General features: G+C 70.3%; 18 protein-coding genes and 1 pseudogene. 11 read left to right on the forward strand and 8 right to left on the reverse strand.

Annotation, left to right across the window (positions count from 1 at the left end; all coding sequences use genetic code 11):
- Window positions 1-133 precede the first annotated feature (133 nt).
- From ACP2AD_RS15090 to ACP2AD_RS15125, 8 genes and pseudogenes are all read left to right on the forward strand, one after another.
- Window positions 134-283: pseudogene (locus ACP2AD_RS15090) on the forward strand (MFS transporter); the annotation flags it as partial.
- A 59-nt stretch (window positions 284-342) separates the two neighbouring features.
- On the forward strand, window positions 343-816 hold the full coding sequence (locus tag ACP2AD_RS15095) for a hypothetical protein (protein WP_425230860.1): 474 nt from the start codon (window positions 343-345) through the stop codon (window positions 814-816).
- Window position 817: 1 nt separating this feature from the next.
- Window positions 818-2,191 carry a sugar MFS transporter gene (locus tag ACP2AD_RS15100; RefSeq protein WP_425230861.1) on the forward strand — a complete coding sequence of 458 codons (1,374 nt, stop codon included), beginning with the start codon at window positions 818-820 and terminating at the stop codon, window positions 2,189-2,191.
- 38 nt (window positions 2,192-2,229) lie between these two features.
- Entirely contained in the window at window positions 2,230-3,771 is a 1,542-nt protein-coding gene (locus tag ACP2AD_RS15105) for an MFS transporter (RefSeq protein ID WP_425230862.1), read from the forward strand.
- Between the two features lie 101 nt (window positions 3,772-3,872).
- A complete protein-coding gene (locus ACP2AD_RS15110; RefSeq protein WP_425230863.1) occupies window positions 3,873-4,814 on the forward strand; it encodes a GDSL-type esterase/lipase family protein in 942 nt (313 codons plus the stop codon).
- Entirely contained in the window at window positions 4,811-6,088 is a 1,278-nt protein-coding gene (locus tag ACP2AD_RS15115) for a GDSL-type esterase/lipase family protein (protein ID WP_425230864.1), read from the forward strand. Before ACP2AD_RS15110 ends, ACP2AD_RS15115 begins: the two co-directional genes overlap by 4 nt.
- Complete coding sequence (locus tag ACP2AD_RS15120; protein ID WP_425230865.1) at window positions 6,089-7,489, forward strand: MBOAT family O-acyltransferase; 1,401 nt, start codon at window positions 6,089-6,091, stop codon at window positions 7,487-7,489.
- 11 nt (window positions 7,490-7,500) lie between these two features.
- A complete protein-coding gene (locus ACP2AD_RS15125; protein WP_425230866.1) occupies window positions 7,501-7,857 on the forward strand; it encodes a hypothetical protein in 357 nt (118 codons plus the stop codon).
- 42 nt (window positions 7,858-7,899) lie between these two features.
- Here ACP2AD_RS15125 and ACP2AD_RS15130 read toward each other — a convergent pair whose 3' ends face one another.
- From ACP2AD_RS15130 to ACP2AD_RS15165, 8 genes are all read right to left on the reverse strand, one after another.
- Window positions 7,900-8,448 carry a cell wall hydrolase gene (locus ACP2AD_RS15130; protein ID WP_425230867.1) on the reverse strand — a complete coding sequence of 183 codons (549 nt, stop codon included), beginning with the start codon at window positions 8,446-8,448 and terminating at the stop codon, window positions 7,900-7,902.
- A gap of 388 nt (window positions 8,449-8,836) precedes the next feature.
- Window positions 8,837-9,703 carry a glutathione-dependent disulfide-bond oxidoreductase gene (yghU, locus tag ACP2AD_RS15135; protein ID WP_425230868.1) on the reverse strand — a complete coding sequence of 289 codons (867 nt, stop codon included), beginning with the start codon at window positions 9,701-9,703 and terminating at the stop codon, window positions 8,837-8,839.
- Between the two features lie 97 nt (window positions 9,704-9,800).
- Complete coding sequence (locus ACP2AD_RS15140; protein ID WP_425230869.1) at window positions 9,801-12,134, reverse strand: xanthine dehydrogenase family protein molybdopterin-binding subunit; 2,334 nt, start codon at window positions 12,132-12,134, stop codon at window positions 9,801-9,803.
- Complete coding sequence (locus ACP2AD_RS15145) at window positions 12,131-13,108, reverse strand: FAD binding domain-containing protein (RefSeq protein WP_425230870.1); 978 nt, start codon at window positions 13,106-13,108, stop codon at window positions 12,131-12,133. The genes ACP2AD_RS15140 and ACP2AD_RS15145 overlap by 4 nt, the downstream gene beginning before the upstream one ends.
- On the reverse strand, window positions 13,105-13,641 hold the full coding sequence (locus tag ACP2AD_RS15150; RefSeq protein ID WP_425230871.1) for a 2Fe-2S iron-sulfur cluster-binding protein: 537 nt from the start codon (window positions 13,639-13,641) through the stop codon (window positions 13,105-13,107). Before ACP2AD_RS15150 ends, ACP2AD_RS15145 begins: the two co-directional genes overlap by 4 nt.
- Window positions 13,642-13,692: 51 nt before the next feature.
- On the reverse strand, window positions 13,693-14,583 hold the full coding sequence (nudC, locus tag ACP2AD_RS15155; RefSeq protein ID WP_425230872.1) for an NAD(+) diphosphatase: 891 nt from the start codon (window positions 14,581-14,583) through the stop codon (window positions 13,693-13,695).
- A complete protein-coding gene (locus tag ACP2AD_RS15160; RefSeq protein ID WP_425230873.1) occupies window positions 14,580-15,932 on the reverse strand; it encodes a serine hydrolase domain-containing protein in 1,353 nt (450 codons plus the stop codon). The genes nudC and ACP2AD_RS15160 overlap by 4 nt, the downstream gene beginning before the upstream one ends.
- On the reverse strand, window positions 15,929-17,002 hold the full coding sequence (locus tag ACP2AD_RS15165; RefSeq protein WP_425230874.1) for an A/G-specific adenine glycosylase: 1,074 nt from the start codon (window positions 17,000-17,002) through the stop codon (window positions 15,929-15,931). Before ACP2AD_RS15165 ends, ACP2AD_RS15160 begins: the two co-directional genes overlap by 4 nt.
- Before the next feature lie 14 nt (window positions 17,003-17,016).
- On the opposite strand from ACP2AD_RS15165, the gene ACP2AD_RS15170 reads away from it, so the two are divergent.
- Genes ACP2AD_RS15170 through ACP2AD_RS15180 form a run of 3 tightly spaced genes read left to right on the forward strand, consistent with a single transcriptional unit; the run spans window position 17,017 to window position 18,999 of the window.
- On the forward strand, window positions 17,017-17,556 hold the full coding sequence (locus tag ACP2AD_RS15170; RefSeq protein WP_425230875.1) for a DUF721 domain-containing protein: 540 nt from the start codon (window positions 17,017-17,019) through the stop codon (window positions 17,554-17,556).
- Window positions 17,557-17,561: 5 nt separating this feature from the next.
- Complete coding sequence (locus tag ACP2AD_RS15175; RefSeq protein WP_425230876.1) at window positions 17,562-18,227, forward strand: thioredoxin domain-containing protein; 666 nt, start codon at window positions 17,562-17,564, stop codon at window positions 18,225-18,227.
- A 22-nt stretch (window positions 18,228-18,249) separates the two neighbouring features.
- Complete coding sequence (locus ACP2AD_RS15180) at window positions 18,250-18,999, forward strand: DsbA family protein (protein WP_425230877.1); 750 nt, start codon at window positions 18,250-18,252, stop codon at window positions 18,997-18,999.
- The last annotated feature ends 8 nt before the right edge of the window (window positions 19,000-19,007 follow it).

The raw sequence follows: 19,007 nt of genomic DNA on the forward strand, positions 1-19,007 counted from the left end.
TGTGCCAGCCGCGCCGGGGCGTCGCAAGCAAGCGCAATCGTATTCATGCGCGCCGGCCGGCGGCCCCTCTGGCGCGGGCGGCAAGCGCAGGTATCGTGCGGTGGTGCCTATCGACAAGCCCCGGCTAACCGCCATGTGTATCCTGGACATGAACCCCGACTTCCTGGGCCTGCAGTTCAGCTTCGGGCTGCAGCAGGGCAATATGGCGCCGTTCCATTCCGATCTCGGCGCCGACGAGGCGAGCCTGCCGCTGCTCCACCTCGGCGGACCACTCACCGGCCTGTCAGGCCGGCACTGCCCGACGACTGCGGGCCGGGGACGCGCGAAGGGTCGGGCCCGGCGGTGCTGGACCGCGCCGGGACGGTGACGCTCTGCTATACCGAGGTGGGGCGGCGCGGCGCGGCGTTCAGCTACGAGCAGCGTCTGGTCGAGACGACGGATTGGTGCGACGGGGCGCCCGTGCTGACCGGCTGGACGTCGCCGCGCAAGAGCGTCGCGGCCGACGGCGTGCACCATCGGGCCTCCAGCCAATCCCGCCGGGTCGAGGGGCACATCGACGGCGCCGGCTTGGTCGCGGCAAACCCTGCCGCGTCGCCCGACCAGACTTATTGCTGGTGGGTGACCTGCGACCCCGACGTAGTGAGCCTCGTAGACCTGCCCGGCGCGGCCGCCGCGTCGCAGGCGGAGCGTCGCGCGCGGGTCGGCAGCGCGCCGGCTCCGTTCTTCGCACTGGCCGTCGACGGCGATCAGGCTATGATCCCGGCCCGATCGCCACAGGGCAAGCATCGGCGCCCCACGCCGTCAGGAGGTTCATAGCATGCCGCTTCCCCCCCCCGCGGCCAGCGAGGTTCCGCTCGGCCCGGACAGCGACCGCCAAAGCGGTTCGCGGGAGCTGCGCCCGTTCGTGATGGCGCTGTTCTTCATCTTCGGCGGCATCACGTCGCTGAACGACGTCATCATCCCGAAGCTGAAGGACCTGTTCACGCTCAACTACACCCAGGCGATGCTGGTGCAGTTCTGCTTCTTTACCGCCTATGCCGTGGTCGGCATTCCCGGCGCGATGCTGGTCAAGCGCCTCGGCTATATGCGCGGCGCGGTGGCGGGGCTGTTGACGATGATGGTCGGCTGCCTCTTGTTCATCCCTGCCTCGCGGATCGGGGTGTACGGGCTGTTCCTGTCCGCGCTGTTCGTGCTGGCGACGGGGGTCGTGCTGGTCCAGATCGTGTCCAACCCGCTGATCAGCCTGTTGGGATCGCCGCGCACGGCGCACAGCCGTCTCACCTTCGCACAGGCGTTCAACTCGGTCGGCACCACCATCTTCCCGTTCGTCGGCTCGATCCTGATCCTGGCGCCGCTGGCGGCGGCAGGCGGCGGCGCGACCCAGTCCTTCTGGGACGTGACGCGGGTCGTTGATCCGGCGTGCCGGGGCGGCGCGGAAGCTGTGCCCGCCGCACCGACCGCGGCCTATCGCATCGCAGAATCGCAGACGGTCGCACACGCCTATCTGGGCCTCGCAATCGCGCTGGCGGTGATCGCGGCGATGGTCTGGCTGTTCCGCGATCGACTGAAGGGTGAGCGGCACGAGGCGACCAGCCTGTCGGCCAGTCTCGCGCTGCTGCGCCGGCCGCGCTTCGCGTTCGGCGCGCTGTGCATCTTCCTCTATGTCGGGGCGGAGGTCGCGATCGGCTCGACCTTAGTCAATTATCTGAAATCCAGTCACACCTTATGTCTGACCGGCCAGTCGGCGGGCAAACAGCTGCTATTCTACTGGGGCGGCGCGATGATCGGACGCTTCGTCGGCTCGGCGGTGCTGCGCACGGTCAGCCCTGGCAAGGTGCTGGCGGGCGTCGCGGCCGGCGCGATCGTGCTGATGCTGATCTCGGTCAACAGCGGCGGCGCGCTGTCGGCCGACACGCTGCTGGCGGTCGGGCTGATGAATTCGATCATGTTCCCGACCATCTTCGCGCTGGCGAGCGAGGGCCTGGGCGCGCGGGCGGCGGACGGATCGGGGATCATCAACGTCGCGATCTTCGGCGGCGCGGTGATCCCCTTGGTGACGGGCGGCATCGCCGACGCGTCCAGTCTCGCCGCTGCGCTGCTGTTGCCGGCGATATGCTATGCGGTGATCGCCGCCTTCGGGCTTTACGCCCGCCGGCCGGCCGCGCCGGCAATCGATCCGGCAGTACACTAGACCCGTCATTGGCGACCGTCGCGTCCGGGAGGTCCAGTGTGTTGTCGGAACGGCAGGCGCTGTGGGCGTTCGTGCTCGGCTGCATCGCCGTGACCGCGGGCGTCATCGCGCACCTGCCGATGTTCCTGATGGCGCGGGAGATGCACTACCGGCTGGCGGGAATGCCGATGGGGGCGGGCATGCTGGCCGGCATGGCCCTGATCGTCGTCGGCGTTGTCGTTGCGGGCTATGGCCTCCTCCCGCGCGACCTCGCCGCCCAGCGCGCCGCCGCGGCGGCGATCGTCGTCGCCGCGCCCGAGGATGCGCGCCTCGGCTGGCAGCATTGGCGGCTGATGATCGTGCTGGTGGTCGCGCTCATCATCGACGTGATGAAGCCCGCCTCGCTCGGCTTCACCGTACCCGGCATGGTCGGCGAGTATGGCGTGCCCAAGGCGACGGTCAGCCTGGTGCCGTTCTTCGCGCTGATGGGCACGGTGACGGGGTCGTTCCTCTGGGGGGTCATCGCCGACATCTATGGGCGCAAGGCGTCGATCCTGCTGTCGGCGGTGATGTTCGTCGGCACCTCGATCTGCGGCGCGATGCCCAGCCTCGCCTGGAACGTCGGCATGTGCTTCATGATGGGGCTGGCGGCGGGGGGCATGCTGCCGGTGACCTATGCGCTGCTCGCGGAGATGATGCCCAACCGGCACCGCGGCTGGGCGCTGGTGCTGGTCGGCGGGCTGGGCGCGGTCGGCGGCTATTTTGCGGCGAGCGGCGCGTCGGCGCTGCTCCAGCCGGTGTTCGGCTGGCGCATCCTGTGGCTCATCAACCTGCCGACCGGACTGACGCTGGTGCTGCTCGGCGGCTTCATCCCGGAATCGGCCAAGTTCCTGCTCGCCCGCGGCCGGACCGCGGAGGCGGACGCGGTGATGCGCCGCTTCGGCGCGCGCGTCCGGACCGCGACGCGCGAACAGGCCGGGCTCGCCGGGGCCCGCTACACTGCACTGACCGGGCGGCGGCTGGCCGCGAAGATCGCCGCGCTCAGCATCTGCGCACTGGCCTGGGGATTGGTCAATTTCGGGCTGCTGCTGTGGCTGCCCGCCGACCTGGTCGCGAAAGGCTATTCGGTCGGCGTGTCGAGCCGCCTGCTCGCCGAATCGGCGCTGATCGCATGCCCGACCGTGTTCGTCGCCGCGCTCCTCTACAGCCGGTGGAGCAGCAAGACGGCGCTGGTCGTCATGACCGCGGTCACGCTGGCCGGCCTCATCCTCGTCCTGCGCCTGGAGACGAGCGGCGCGGGCAGCCCGGTGTGGCCGGTGGCGCTGCTGATCGTCGGTTCGAACGGCATCATCGCCATCCTCCTGCCCTATGCTGCTGAGAGCGTCCCGCTGGCCGTCCGCGGCCGCGCGACGGGGTGGATCGCGGCGTGCACCAAGGGCGGCGGGCTGCTCGCCCAGGCGCTCAGCATCACCGGGCGGGTGCCGAGCATGGGCGTCGCGGCGGCGATCATCATGGTCCCGACGGTCGCCTCGATCCTGCTCGTCGCGCTGTTTGGCCGCGAGACGCGGGGCCTCGACCTGCGCGATCTGGAGCAGGGGTGAAGGGGCGGCGGCTCGCCCTGAACCCGTTCGCCGCCCCCATGGTCACGCCGCGCCAGCCGCCGATTGCATCGCGCGCGGCGGCGTGACAGGGCTGGGTTTCCATGTCCCTACGCCCCTCCTTCCGGTTCGCCGGCGATCGCACCGCCGTGCTTTTCCTGGGGCTGGCGTCGGGGTTCGCGGTCGGGTTGTCGTTCAACCGGGGCGGACAGGATAGCCTCGCCGGCAGCCTGGCGGCGGGCGGCGGCGGGAGCAGCGGCACGGTCGCGGCAGCCTCGGCCCCGGCCGCGGGCGGCGCGGCGGCGCTGGTCCCGCTCGTCGGCGCGCCCGACGCCCGCGTCGTCCAGCGCGTCGCGTCGACCGGGCGGATCCGGATCGGCGTGTTCGGCGACAGCTTCGGCGACGGCGTCTACGACGCACTGTACCGCCGCCTGCCGCGCGAGGAGGGCTATGATGTCTACCGCTTTTCGAAGGAGGCGACCGGCTTTACCCGCTACCACCAGCTCGACCTGGAGCAGCGTGCGCTGACGCAGGTGAGGGCCGACCCGATCGACGTCGCGGTCATCTCCTTCGGATTGAACGACGTCCAGCCGATCTGGGAGAACAAGCACCTCCAGCCCTATCTCTCCGACGAGTGGAAGGGGACCGTCGGCGGTCGCGTCGACCGCTTCGTGGCCGCGGTGCGCTCGACAGGGGCGGCGGTGGCGTGGGTCGGGCTGCCGGTGATGCGCGATCCCGATACCGATCGCGGCGTGCAGCAGATCAACGCCTTCTACGCCGCGCGGCTGGGGCCGCTGGGCGTGCCCTTCGTCGCCACGCGCGCGGCGTCTGTCGACGCGCACGGCCAGTACACGGCCTATGTCCCCAACGCGCGGACCGGCGCGCCGATGCTGATCCGCACGCCCGACGGGGTGCACATGATCGGCATGGGCTATCAGCACATCACCGAAGGGCTGATCGCGAACATCCGCAGCTACGCCGAGCGCTCCCGCCGCGCGGCGGGGCGGCCCGCGCCGACGCCGTCGTCGACGGCCGCCGCGCGATGATTGCCGCGCTGCTCGGCCTGGCGCAGGCGATGACGGCCGCTCCGGCCCCGCCGCCCTGCACGCTGTGCGATGCCGAGCGGCTGCGCCCCTTCTTGGAAAAACTGGCGCACGCGCGCCGCGACGCCCGCACCGTCCGCATCCTTCAGCTCGGCGACAGCCATACCGCGGGCGACCAGGTCACGGGCGCGTGGCGGGCGGCGTTGCAAACGCGCTATGGCGATGCGGGGCGCGGCGTGCTGGCGCCGGGGCGGCCCTATCAGGGCTACCTCACCCGCAACGTTACCGCCGCGCAGTCGCCGGGATGGAGCGTCGCCGGCATCTTCGGCGCGACCTACAGCAGTGCCGGGACGACACCGGTAGGGCTCAGCAACTTCAGCCTGACCACCGTTGCCGACGGCGCGACCTTGTCAATCGCCGCGGACCGGACGGCGTTCGACCGTTTCACCGTCTGCGCACTGGCGCAGCCCGGTGGCGGGACGCTGACGCTCCGGATCGGCACGGCGAGCGAGGCAATGCCGCTCGACGGCGACCGGATCGAGCCGCGCTGCCACGCCGTCGACACGCAGGGCCCGGCCTATGGCGCGTCGCTGACGGCGGGCGGCGGACCGGTCACGATTACCTCGATGGCGACCGAGCGGGTCGGCGCGGCGGGGGTCGAGCTTTCAAACCTCGGCACCGTCGGCGCGCAGATGATGCACATGGAGCGCGAGGATGACCGCCTCGTCGCGGCCGAGGTGGCGCAGTACCGCCCCGACCTGCTCGTCGTCGCGTTCGGCACCAACGAGGCTTACGTCCCGCGCTTCTCGGCCGCCGAATATGAGGCGCGGCTGCGCGGTGGCCTCGCGCGGCTCCGGCGGCTGCTGCCGGGAGTGCCGACGCTGATCCTGGGCGCGCCCGACTCGGCGACCAAACTGCCGGCGTTGCAGGCGGGCAGCTGGGGCAGTTCCGCGCCTTGCGTGATCGACACCGCCGCGCCGCCGCCATTCGCACCCCCGCCCCTGCTCGCCGCACCGGCCGCCGCTGACTGGCGCCCGACCGCCGCGCTGCCGCTGGTGCAGGCGATCCAGCGCCGCGTCGCGCATGCGACGGGTGCCGCCTTCTGGGACTGGGGCATGGCGATGGGCGGGCGCTGCACCGCGACCCGCTGGGCACTCGGCGCCGCGCCGCTGATGCGCCCTGACCGCGTCCACTTCAGCACCGCAGGCGGCGTTGAGATCGCGCGCCTGCTCCAGGCGGACCTCGACGCGGCGGCCGCGAACCTCGGCATCCGCTAGATGCTGTTCCCGACGCTCGCCTTCGGGCTGTTTTTCCTCGTCGTCTATGCGATCGCGTGGAGCCTGCAGGCGTCGAACGAATGGCGGAAGATCGCGCTGCTGCTCGCCAGCTGGTTTTTCTACGGCGCCTGGGACGGGCGGTTCGTCGCGTTGCTGATCGTGTCGGCGGTAGTCAACTGGGCGCTGGCCCGCGCCATTGTCGCGCGTCCCGCGGCGGCGCGCGCGCTGCTGACACTGGGCGTCACCGCTAATCTGGGCGTGCTCGGCTGGTTCAAATATGCCGGCTTCTTCTCCGAACAGCTGGCGACGCTGCTCGGCGCGTTCGGCCTCGCGCGCGACGTGCCGCTGCTCCAGGCGCTGCTGCCGGTCGGCATCTCCTTCTTCACCTTTCAGGCGATCAGCTATCTGGTCGACGTCCGACGCGGCCGGGTCTTGCCCGCCACGCTGCTCGACCTCACGCTGCTGATGAGCTTCTTCCCGCACCTCGTCGCCGGGCCGATCGTGCGCGCGTCGGACCTGCTGCCGCAGTTCCAGCAGGCGCCGCGCGCCGATCGCGGGCGCGCGGCGGCGGGGCTGCTGCTGATCGTCTGGGGGCTGTTCAAGAAGGCGGTGATCGCATCGGAGCTGGCGACGGCGCTGGTCGACCCGGCGTTCTTCGATCCGGGCTCGCGGTCGAGTTTCGATCTGCTGATCGCCGCCTATGGCTATGCGGTGCAGATCTTCTGCGACTTCTCGGCCTATACCGACATGGCGATCGGGATCGCGGCGCTGCTCGGCTATGTCTTCCCGCGCAATTTCGACCAGCCCTATCGCGCCCGCTCGCTGCAGGACTTCTGGCGGCGCTGGCATATCAGCCTGTCGAGCTGGCTGCGCGATTACCTCTACATCCCATTGGGCGGCGGGCGCGGCAGCCTCACCTTTGCGTCCCGCAACCTGATGCTGACGATGCTGTTGGGCGGGCTGTGGCACGGCGCCAGCTTCACCTTCATCATCTGGGGCGCGTGGCACGGGGCGGTGCAGTGCATCGAACGCGTCTGGCGCGACCGCACGCCCGCTTGGTGGCGGCCGCTCCCCACCTGGGCGGCGGTTGTCATCACCTTTCATGTCGTCCTGCTTGGCTGGATATTCTTCCGCGCGCCGACGCTGGGTGATGCGCTCACCTATCTGGGGGCGCTGTTCACCGGCGGCTTCGCCAACACGCTGGTGACGCCGCTGTCGCTCGGGCTGGTGACGCTGGGTATCGGCATCAACTTCCTGCCGGCGCACTGGCTGCCGGGGCTGGCGTCGCGGGTCAGGACGTGGCCCGCGCCGGCGCTCGGCCTCGTACTCGGCGTGCTGATCCTGGTGATCGACACGATGCGTCCGGCAGGCATCGCGCCGTTCATCTACTACCGGTTCTGACGGAGACGGCCATGACGACCAGCGCGGATCAGGGCTCGCTTGCCGATGTCGGCTCACCGGTGCTGCTGCAGACCGACGCGGTCGACGCGGTGCGGCCGTGGCGGTGGACGACAGTGACGATCGCCGTCACGACCGCCGTGCTGCTCTTCGCCAACGCGCATTCGATGGGCGAGTGGTTCGACGAGCTGTCCCCGAACGCGCTGACCGAGGCCTTCCGGCCTGCTGTCACCGGTTGGACCGGCGGCGCCGCGCGCGCGGGGTTCGACGCGCCTCGCAATCGCCTGCACGACGTCTGGACTAAGGTGCGTGCGGCCCGGTTCGAGAAGGAAGAGCCGGGCCAGCGCGGGGCCGCCGACGCGGGGGAGTAGGCAGCGCCAGGATTGCCGATGCAATCCCGAGCCGCCCGCGCGTCAGCGGTAGAAGACGTGCCCGCCGATCTGGGTCACACGGGTGTGGCCGGGCATCGGCGAGTACGCAGCGTGGAAGAACAAGGCGCCCGGCGCCTGCTCCTCGCCATCGGCTTCGCTCAGGGTCTGTGTCGCGATCGCCACCGCCTCGCTCCAGGCGGCCGAGGACCGGGCGGGCCGGAAGGCGTCGACGTCGAAGAACTGGCCGCGCTGGCGGGCGACGCCGCACGCGCTGGGCGCGAAGCGGCCCGACCGGACGCGCGCCCGCACCACCTGCGCCACGGCGACGCGGCCCGCGCGCGGCTCATAGGCGGCTTCGTGCATGATGATCTTGGCGACGCACTCGATTTCGTTGGCATCGGGTGCGGGGTCGGCCTGTGCTTCGGGCAAAGGGGCCGCCGGCGCGACGATCTGTACGGGCAGCGCCAGTTGCGGGACCGGCAGCGTCTGGTCGGCAACCACCGCGACCGCCGCCGTCGCTGCGGTCGCGACGTGCTCGGGGGCAGTCTGCCCGCTGGCAAGGGCTGCCGAGGATGACAAAGCGGGCGGCACGGCAACCGCCGCAGCCAGGGCAAGAACAAAGGAAAGGTTATTAACGGGGTACATCGACAACGCTCAAGGGCGCAAGATACCCGGACAAGCGCGTAAGCGTTTGTCGAAGAAGGCGATTGCCGGGGTTCCCACGTCTCGCCCGTGCGCGCCGATCACATGGCGCAGCCGGACTGATCTATCCCGTTGCGATGCCGAAACAGGTATCGAGTCGTCAAACGCGCTGCGGCGTGTCGTTTGTTCGACGGGACGAGTCGAGCCTGACTTGGCAGGGCCGCTCTGTCACATTGGCATGGGGAATGGCGATCGTCTAAACCCGCCCTTCCGGTCGGTCCCGAGTCCCGCCACTGGCGCCGGACGGTCCGATCGCCCCCGGCCCGGCCGCCCCTTGCTAAGCCGCCGGCTCGACCTTGTCCTGCGTCTTCAGGTCGAAGTCGCTGGCGTCGTGACGCTCCCACAGCTGCTCGGCAGGATCGCCCATGCGACGGTTGACCATCCGCCCGCGCTTCACCGCCGCCCGCACGCCGATCTCGTCGGTCCAGCGTCTCAGATGGGTGTATTCGTGCGCCGACAGGAACTCGGCCGCCCCGTACGCCTGGTTGGTGACGATCGCGCCGTACCAAGGCCACACCGCCATGTCGGCGATGGTGTAGTCGTCCCCCGCCAGGAAGCGATTGTCCGCCAGTCGCCGGTCGAGCACGTCTAGCTGGCGCTTCGCCTCCATCGCAAAGCGGTTGATCGCATATTCGATCTTCACCGGCGCATAGGCATAGAAATGGCCGAAGCCGCCGCCGACGAACGGCCCGCTGCCCACCTGCCAGAACAGCCAGCTCAACGCCTCCGCGCGCACGGGACCGGAAGTCGGCAGGAACGCGCCGAACTTCTCCGCCAGATGGAGCAGGATCGCGCCCGACTCGAATATCCGCACCGGCGCAGCGCCGCTATGGTCGACCAGCGCCGGGATCTTGCTGTTGGGGTTGGCGTCGACGAAGCCGCTGCCGAACTGGTCGCCAGTCATGATGTTGATCAGCCAGGCATCGTACTCGGCGTCCGCGTGCCCTGCCGCGAGCAGCTCCTCGAACAGGATCGTCACCTTGACGCCGTTGGGCGTGCCAAGCGAGTAGAGCTGGAACGGGTGCTTGCCGACCGGCAGCTCCTTGTCGTGCGTCGCACCTGCGATCGGCCGATTGATGTTGGCGAACTGGCCGCCCGATGCGGTGTTCCAAGTCCAGACCTTGGGCGGTTCGTAATCGGTCATGCAGCGGGCTCCTTTGTGGCGACGCCGATGCGCCGCACGGCGCCGCCTGTCGAGCGAGCGTTACCTTGGCGGCCCAAAGCACATCCGCGGGATGGCGCTACAGCAGCTTGTCCAGCGTGATCGGCAAGTCGCGCACGCGCTTGCCGGTCGCGTTGAACACCGCGTTCGCGACCGCCGCCGCCGTGCCCGTGATGCCGATCTCGCCGATGCCGCGCGCGCCCATGGGGGTGTGCGGATCGGCGATGTCGGTCCAGATCACGTCGATCTCGGGTACGTCCATGTGCACGGGCACGTGATACTCGGCGAGGCTCGGGTTCATGATTCGGCCGTTGCGCTCGTCGAATTGGGTTTCCTCCATCAGCGCGAGGCCCAGCCCCATGATGATGCCGCCGCGAAACTGCGAACGCGCCGTCTTTTCGTTGAGGATGCGCCCGCAGTCGAACGAACCCAGGATGCGGCGCACGCGGAGCTCGGCGGTAACGGCATGGACCGCCACCTCCGCGAACATCGCCGAATGCGAGTGCATCGACCAGTGCATCAGCTCCATCGGCTGCGACGCCTCCGCCTCGACCGTCACCGCGTCGCGCGCCGCACGGTCGAGGATCGACGCATAGGTCTCGCGCCGCGCCGGGTCGTCCAGCTTCGCTAGCGCGCCGCCCTCGCTCCCGACCTCCTCGGGCTTGAGCCCTGCCAGCGGCGAGTCGTTCCCCGCCAGCGTCAGCAGCTCGCCGACCAGCTTGTTGTACGCCGCGATCACCGCCGCGCCGATCGCCGCGGTCTGCTGAGACCCACCCGCCAGGATCGCGCCGGGGATGGAGCTGTCGCCATAGCGCACCTCCACCCTTTCCATCGGCAGCCCCAGCCGCTCGGCTGCGACCATCGCGGTAGTGGTCGCGGTGCCCATCCCCATCTCGTGCGCCGCGACCTCGATGGTCGCATGCCCGTCGCGGGTCAGCGTGATCCGTGCCGCGCTGCCGGGCATGCGGTAATAGGGATAGGTGCCGGTCGCGCAGCCAAGGCCGACCAGCCAGTCGCCATCGCGGGTCTGTGCAGGCGTCGGGTTGCGCTTCGGCCAGCCGAAACGTTCCGCCCCCGTCCGCCAGGCGTCCACGATCTTGCGGGACGAAAAGGGCCGCCCGTCCAGCGGATCCTCGCTCGGCTCGTTCTTCAGCCGCAGCTCAACCGGGTCCATGCCCAGCTCATGCGCCAGTTCGTCGACCGCCGATTCGAGCGCGAACGTGCCGACCGACTCGCCGGGTGCGCGCATGAAGGTGTTGGCGAGCATGTTCATCGTCGCCGCCTCGACCTGCAGATAGGCGGTTTCGGTCGCATAGGCCGCCTGGGTGCCCGCGATGAACGGCTCGGGCATGTTGTTGTGCGCGGTCATCGCGACGGCGCCGGTATGGATGATGCTGGTGAAGCGTCCGTCCGCATCCGCGCCGATCGCGACGCGCTGTTCGGTCAGCGTGCGCCCGCCGACAACCCGGTACACGCCCTCCCGGCTGAGTGCGATCCGCACCGGCTGTCCGACCATTTTCGCCGCGGCGGCACCCAGGATCTGATGGTCCCATAGGCACTTCCCGCCAAACCCGCCGCCGACATAGGGCGAGGTGATGCGAACCTGCGCCGCCTTCAGGTCGAACACGTCGGCGATCGTCTGCGCCTCCGCCGTCACCATCTGTGTCGCGTCGTGGATGACGAGCGTGTCGCCCTCCCAGCCGATCGTCGCGCCGTGCAGCTCGATTGCATTGTGGTTGTGGCGCGGCGTCCGATAGAGGTGGTCGACCTTGTGCGCCGCCGCCGCCAGCGCCGCTGCCGCGTCACCCTTCTTTTTCAACAGCGCTTCACCGTTGAATATGCCCTGCTTAGTCCCCTCCATCATCGCCTCGGCGAACGACGTGGTCGCGCCTTCCAGCTGGTAAGTTGCGCGGACCAGCGACGCGGCGTGCTCCGCCTGCTCCAGCGTTGCGGCGAGCACCACCGCGATCGGCTGACCGTTCCAGTGGATCTCGGCGTCCTGCATGATCGGCAGATCGGAAGGCCCTGCCGCAGTCGGCGAGCTGCCGAACACCGCCGGCTTATTCATCCGCGGTGCGTTGCGATACGTCATCACCGCGACCACGCCCGTCGCCGCTTCCGCGGCCGCGGTGTCGAGCGTCTCGATCCGGCCCTTCGCCACCGTGCTGTAGGCCAGCGCGGCATAGACCATGTCCGGCATCGGCCGCTCGGCCGCGAACTTCGCCGCGCCCCTGACCTTCAGTGGCCCGTCAAGCCGCGACACGGGCTTGCCGATCAGCCCGTGTTTGTGCGTGATCAGCGGGTCGGGAACGCCGCCCGGAACCCAGCTGTCTGGCGCCAGCGGCACCAGCTTGCCCATGACGTTCTGCATCAAGGCCTGGGCCTTGACCTTGGCTTCATCGGCGAGGTTCATGCCGCCAGCTCCTCCAGCACCGCCGCGATCGTGCGGGTCGCGAGCTCGATCTTGAACCCGTTGTCGCGCAGTGGCTGCGCGTCGGCCAGCTCCGCTTCGGCCGCCGCGCGGAATGCGGCGGGAGTCGCCGGACCGCCGCGCACCTTCGCCTCGGCCTTCATCGCGCGCCACGGCTTGTGCGCCACCCCGCCCAACGCCAGCCGCACATCCTTCACCATACCGCCCTCGACGGTCAGCGCCGCCGCGACCGACACCAGCGCAAAGGCGTATGACGCCCGGTCACGCACCTTGCGATAGGTGGACGTCGCCGCGATCGGCAGCGCGGGCAGCTCGACCGCGGTGATCAGCTCGCCCGGGCGCAGCACCGTCTCCACCTCGGGCGTGTCGCCCGGCAGACGGTGCAAGTCGCCGAACGCCACCGTCCTCTCACCGCCGTCGGCGCGCAGGTGGACGGTCGCATCCAGCGCCGCCAGGGCGACGCACATATCGGACGGGTGCGTCGCCACGCACTGCGCCGACGCGCCTAGGATGGCGTGGATGCGGTTGAAGCCGCCGATCGCGTCGCACCCCTCACCGGGGTCGCGCTTGTTGCACCGCGAACCGGCGGTGTCGTAGAAATAAGGGCACCTGGTGCGCTGCAGCAGGTTGCCGCCGACCGTCGCCATGTTCCTGATCTGCGTCGATGCGCCCGCCAGGATCGCGCGCGCCAGCACCGGATAGCGCGTCCGCACCGCGGGGTGCTCCGCCAGCACGGTGTTGCGCACTCCGGCACCGATCAGCAGCCCGCCCTTCGCGGTCTCCTCGATCTCATCCGACAGCCGCGTGACGTCGACGATCCGCGCCGGCCGCTCGATGTCCTCGCGCATCAGGTCGATCAGGTTGGTGCCGCCGCCCAGGAACTTGGCTCCGGCGAGCGCGCCCAGCGTCAGCGCTTCTTGCGGGTCGGCGGCGCGTGCGTAGCTGAACGGGGTCACGCCGCCACCTCCTGCCGGTCGGGCAGTTCGGCCGCGACATACTCGCTGATCGCCTCGACGATCCCGTTATACGCGCCGCAGCGGCACAGATTGCCGCTCATCCGCTCCTGTATCTCTTCGCGGCTCGGCGTCACCCCGCCGGTGAGATCGGCGGTGACGTGGCTCGGCAGCCCGCGCTTCAGCTCGGCCACGAGCGCAACGCCCGAACAGATCTGCCCCGGCGTGCAATAGCCGCACTGGAAGCCGTCATGCTCGATGAAGCCGCGCTGCAGCGGATGGAGGCCGCCTCCTTGTTCGTCGTTCGCCGCCAGCCCCTCGATCGTCGTGACCTGGCGCCCATCATATTGCACCGCGAGGCTGAGGCAGGACAGGATGCGCTCGCCGTCGACGAGCATCGTGCATGCCCCGCACGCGCCCTGGTTGCAGCCCTTTTTCGACCCGGTCAGCCCCAGTTGCTCGCGGCAGAAGTCGAGCAGCGACACCCGCGGATCCGCGGGCGGGTCGACCGCGCGGCCGTTGATCGTGATCGGCATGCGGCGTGCCCCCATTCGGTGCGGCGCAAGGGTTGCGCACTGCAACTTCCGTTAAGCGCCGGCGTGGTGAGAAGGTTCCAGTGCCGCCCACCGCGACAAGAGCGTATGTGCGATCGCGTGAGGAGGGGGCGCGAGGAACGGGCCTTCGCCGCCTGCCAGCACCACCCGCACCGCATCGCGCGGGACCCAGATCGCGTCCTCCAACTCGTTGTGATCGAGCGTCAGGGCGTCGTCTTCCGCCTCGGCGATGCACGCGATCATCAGCTGCGACGGAAAGGGCCAGGGCTGACTGGCGACATAGCGCACGCCCTTTACCCGCACGCCCGCCTCCTCGCCGATCTCGCGCGCCACCGCCTCCTCGATTGACTCGCCCGGCTCCAGGAACCCGGCCAGCGCCGAGTAGCGTCCCGCCGGCCACGCCGCCTGCCGGCCCAGCAGCGCACGGCCGCCATGGTCGGCGATCATGATGACGACGGGATCGGTGCGGGGGAAATGCTCGGTCGAGCATGCCGGACACTGCCGCCCCCAGCCGGCGCGGAACAGGGCGGTCGCCGCGCCGCAATTGGCGCAGAAGCGGTGCCGCGCATGCCAGTCGAGCACCGATCGCGCCGCTGCCCAGGTCGCCGCCTCACCCGGCGCCATGTCGGCCAACGCCGCGAGCAGCCGCGGCGAGCGGAACGCCGCCCCGCCCGGCTGATAGGTCACCGCCGCGACATGCGCGCGGTCCCCTGCCAGGCCGAGCAGCACCAACTCGGCGTCTGCAGGCGCGTCGCCCATTGAAGTCCAGCCGAGCCGCCCCTCGGCATCGACTTCGGGCTCGTACCCGGGCCCGAGCACCAGCAGCCGCGTCCGCCAATCCAGCGCCGCCGCCAGCGCATCCGGATCATGCCGCAACCGGTCGGCACGATCGAGGGTTCCGCCCGTAAATCCTGGGGCGTTCACTGCCGCAGCCGCGCCGCGTCACGCACCAGCGCGGCGGCGAGCTCGGCCCTGACGGGGTAGCGGTCGGCGGGCATATAGTTGGCCATGAACGTCGCGCGGAAATGGTGGGCCGGATCGACGAACGCGATCGTGCCGGCCGCGCCGCCCCAGCCATAGGTGCCGCGGCCAGGGAACCCGCCCGGCCCGTCCGTCAGGTACACCGCCCCGCCTGCCCCGAAGCCCTGGCTCGGCGCCTGCGTGCCCCCGGTCGAGCCGCCGATGCCGGCGAAGGTGACGCCCGCGGGCAGCAGGTTCGACATCATCGTCGCCACGGTGTCCGCGCGGGCGATGCGGACACCGTTCAGCCTGCCGCCGTCCTGCAGCATATGAAGGAAGCTATCATAGTCACGCGCCGACATCACGAGCCCGGCGCCGCCATAGGGAAAGCTCGGCGGCTCCAGCCACACCGACGTGGCGCCCGGATCGAGCGGCGTCCGCGTCGCGCCCGCAAAGGCATAGTTGGTCGCCAGCCGCCCCGCATCGCGCTGCGGCACCGTCCAGAAGCTTGACCGCATGGCGAGCGGCGTGAACACCCGCCGCTGGACAAAGGTGTCGAACGGCATGCCCGACGCCCGCTCGATCACCGCCCCCATCACGTCGAGCCCGATCGAATAGCTCCACTTGGTCCCCGGCTCCGCGATCAGCGGCAGGCCGGAAACGCGCTCGGCGAATTGCTGCAGCGTCGCCGGGCGGACGCGCCGGGCCTGCGCTTCCGTTGCGCGGTTGAGCGTACCGGGCAGGATGCCCTGCCGCTCATACTCCTGCAGCAGCGGCCCCCTGGTGATGATGTTGTAGCCCAGCCCAGCGGTGTGGGTCAGCAGGTTGCGGATCGTGATCTGATGCTCGGCCGGACGCGAGGCGAGGCTGTGGTCGGGATCGGTCAGCACCCGCATGTGCGCGAAGCCGGGGAAGAAGTCGCTGACCGGCTGATCGAGCCGCAGCCGCCCGTCCTCGATCAGCAGCATCGCGGCAAATGCGGTGACCGGCTTGGTCATCGAATAGACCCGCCACAGCGACTCGGGATTGGCCGCGGGCGCGTCGCCGTCGGCTAGGCGGCCAGCCGAGACGAACACCGTCGGCAGATCGCCGACCCCAAACGCGCCAACCGCGCCCGCCATCTTGCCGTCGCGGACATAGCTGTCGAGCAGCGCCTGCGTGCCCGGCAGCAGCGATGCCGCCGGGACGGCCGCAGCGGGCACCGGCATGGGCGCCGGACGGGGCTGAGGTCGAGACTGGGGCTGCTGCCCTGCAAACGCCGTAGCGGCGAGCCCGGCCACGGCGGCGGTGCAGAGGAGGAAGCGGACGATCATGGTTCTGGCTCCAGCAGACGCGCGGCCTTGGCGAACACGGTGGGCAGCCCGGCCGCGGCGAGATCCGCCACCGGCCACCAATCGCCCGGCACGTCGCCATGCCCCTGCCCCCGCGCCACGGCAAGCGCGAGTTGCAGGTCGAAATGGGTGAACCCATGTGCGACCGTGGCGGGCAGGATCGTCCAGTCGGCAACAGCGGGCGCGCCCGCCAGCCCCGGCGGCGCGTCGGTCCATGGCCCGGTCGGCAGCGCCCGCATCCCGCCCAGCAAGCCTCGGGCGGGCCGACGGACCAGGAGGATTTCGTCACCACCACGCGGACGGCAATGGTTGAGGAGCGCGAATACCGTTCCATAACGCTGCGGCTTCGCCCGCTTCGCCGCCTTGACGGGAAAAGTCTCGCGGCGACCGGTCGCGTAGCCTGCACAGTCCTCCCGCAACGGACACAGCAGGCAGCGCGGTCGCCGCGGCGTGCACACGGTCGCGCCCAGGTCCATCATCGCCTGCGCGAAGTCGCCCGCCCGCGCCGTGGGGGTAATCGCATCAGCCGCTGCCCGGATAGCCGGACGCGCCGCCGGCAGAGGCGTTGCGATCGCCCGCAGCCGGGCGACCACCCGTTCGACGTTGGCATCGACCACCACCGCCCGCTGACCAAAGGCGATCGCCGCCACCGCGGCCGCGGTGTACGCGCCCAGCCCCGGCAGCGTCCTGAGCGCCGCCTCGTCCGCCGGGAACCGGCTGCCATGCTCGGCGACCACCGCCTGCGCCGTCTTCAACAGGTTGCGCGCGCGGGCGTAATAGCCCAGCCCAGCCCAGGCGGCCATCACCTCGGCGCCGTCTGCCGCCGCCAGGCTCGCCAGGTCGGGCCAGCGCGCCACCCAGTCCAGGAACCGCGGCCGCACCGACGCGACCGTGGTCTGCTGGAGCATCACCTCCGAAAGCCAGACGCGATAGGGGTCCGCCGCCTCTCCCGCCCGCGCCCGCCACGGCAGCGCGCGGCGGTGAACGTCGTACCAGGCCAGCAGCCGGTCGGCGACGGTAAGCAGATTGGCGGACACGGGCTTGGCGGGCACGGCCGCGCTATGGCATGGGTGCGCCCGTGAGCAAGCGCCCCCGCCCGCCCCAGCCCCCTCTCCAGACGGAGCCGCCGCGCGCGAACCGCCCGCGCGCGATGGCCGAGCTGCTCCCCGCGATCGGCGGCGTCGCCTTTCGCAAGTTCGGCTTCGTCCAGTCCGCGATCGTCAGCCGCTGGCCCGATATCGTCGGCGAGCGCTGGGCTGCGGTCAGCCAACCCGAATCGCTCCGCTTCCCGCCCGGAGAGAAGCGCGACGGCACGCTCAGCCTGGTGGTGAAGGGCGCCCATGCGCCGACCATGCAGCACATCACGCCCGAGATCGCGGAGCGGGTGAACCGCTTCTTCGGCTACACCGCCGTCGCGCGCGTCCAGATCCGGCAGGGCGAGGTCGTCGCCCGCGTCGCCGCCCGCACTGCGCCCGCCTCTCCCCAACCTGCACCGGTCGAGATGAGCGGCGGTTTGAAGTCGATCGCCGATCCCGAGCTCCGCGCGGTCCTCGAATCGCTCGCTGCGGGCGTCGCCGCGAGCGCCGGGCTGCCGCGGATCGGCTGACCGGCATGCGCCTGCTTACCGCCCTCGCCGCGCTGTTCGCGCTCGCCGCCGCCGCGCCGCCGCGCGACTGGACCGTCGTCGCCGCGAAGACGCCGGCCGGTTATTATGTCGTCGGCAATCCCAGGGCGCCGGTCAGGCTGATCGAATATGTCAGCTACACCTGCTCGCATTGCGCCGCCTTTTCGGTGCAGGCCGAGCCAGTACTGGCGGCCCAGATGGTCCGGTCGGGGTCGACCAGTGTCGAGGTCCGCCACTTCCTGTTCAACGCCCTCGATCTCGGTGTCGTCGTACTCGCGCGCTGCACCGGGCCGCGACGCTTTCTCGCGACCACTGCGTTCATCTACCGGACGCAGGACAGCTGGCTCGATCGCGCCCAGCTGTTTCAGCAGGCCAATGGTCAGCGGCTCAACATGTACCCGCCGCTCGCCCGGCTGCGCGCGCTCGTCGACGGCAGCGGGCTGACCTCCGCGATCGAGGCGCAGGGCTTGGCGCCCGCCGCGGTCGACGCCTGCTTCGCCGATCAGGCGGAGGTTGACCGGCTGACCGCGGGCATGAACGCAATCCCCGCGGGCATCGACGGCACGCCCTCTTTCCTCCTCAATGGCCGCCTCATCACCCATGTCGGCTGGACGCAGCTCGAGCCGCAGCTGCGCGCAGCGGGCGCGCATTGATCCTCTTCGTCCGGAGTATGTCATGAAGTCGCTTCTCGCTTTCGCCACCGGCGTCCTCGCGCTCGGCCTTGCCGCGTGCGGGAGCAGCGACGGGGTGGGCAACACGACCGCCCATGCGCCCGTCGCCGCGGTCGCCCCCCCAGCCGGCCAGGACTGGACCCAGACGGTGGCGAAGACCGCAGAGGGCTTCGTGATGGGCAACCCCAATGCGCCGATCAAGCTGGTCGAGTATGGCTCGCGACTGTGCCCGACCTGCGGCGCGCTGGCCAATGAGGGGTTCCAGCCCCTCACCGATCGCTATGTCCGGACCGGCAAGGTCTCGTTCGAGTTCCGCGAGTTCCTGGTCCACGGGCCGATGGACATGCCGCCGGCGCTGCTCGGCACCTGTGTCGGGACCGATCCGTTCTTCCCGCTGCTGGAGGACATGTTCCACCACCAGGAGGAGTTCATCCAGGCGCTGCAGCACGCTCCCGACGCGGTGCAGCAGCAGATCCAGGCCGCGGCGCCCGCCGACCGCTTCCGGATCATGGGCCAGGCGATGGGGCTGGTCGAGTTCGTCAAGCAGCGCGGCGTGCCCGAAGCGAGGGCTGCGCAATGCCTCGGCAATCAGCCGGAGATCGACCGGCTGGCCAAGCAGACCCAGGACAACGGTCCCAGCCCCGGCAACGGCACCGTCACCGGTACGCCGACGCTGCTCATCAACGGCCGCGTCGCGGAGGGCGTAATTAGCTGGGGCCAGCTCCAGGCAGCGTTGCGGCAGGCGGGGGCCTGAACTTCGCC

This window comes from Sphingomonas sp. (assembly GCF_965248875.1).
In the GTDB taxonomy this organism is placed as follows: domain Bacteria; phylum Pseudomonadota; class Alphaproteobacteria; order Sphingomonadales; family Sphingomonadaceae; genus Sphingomonas.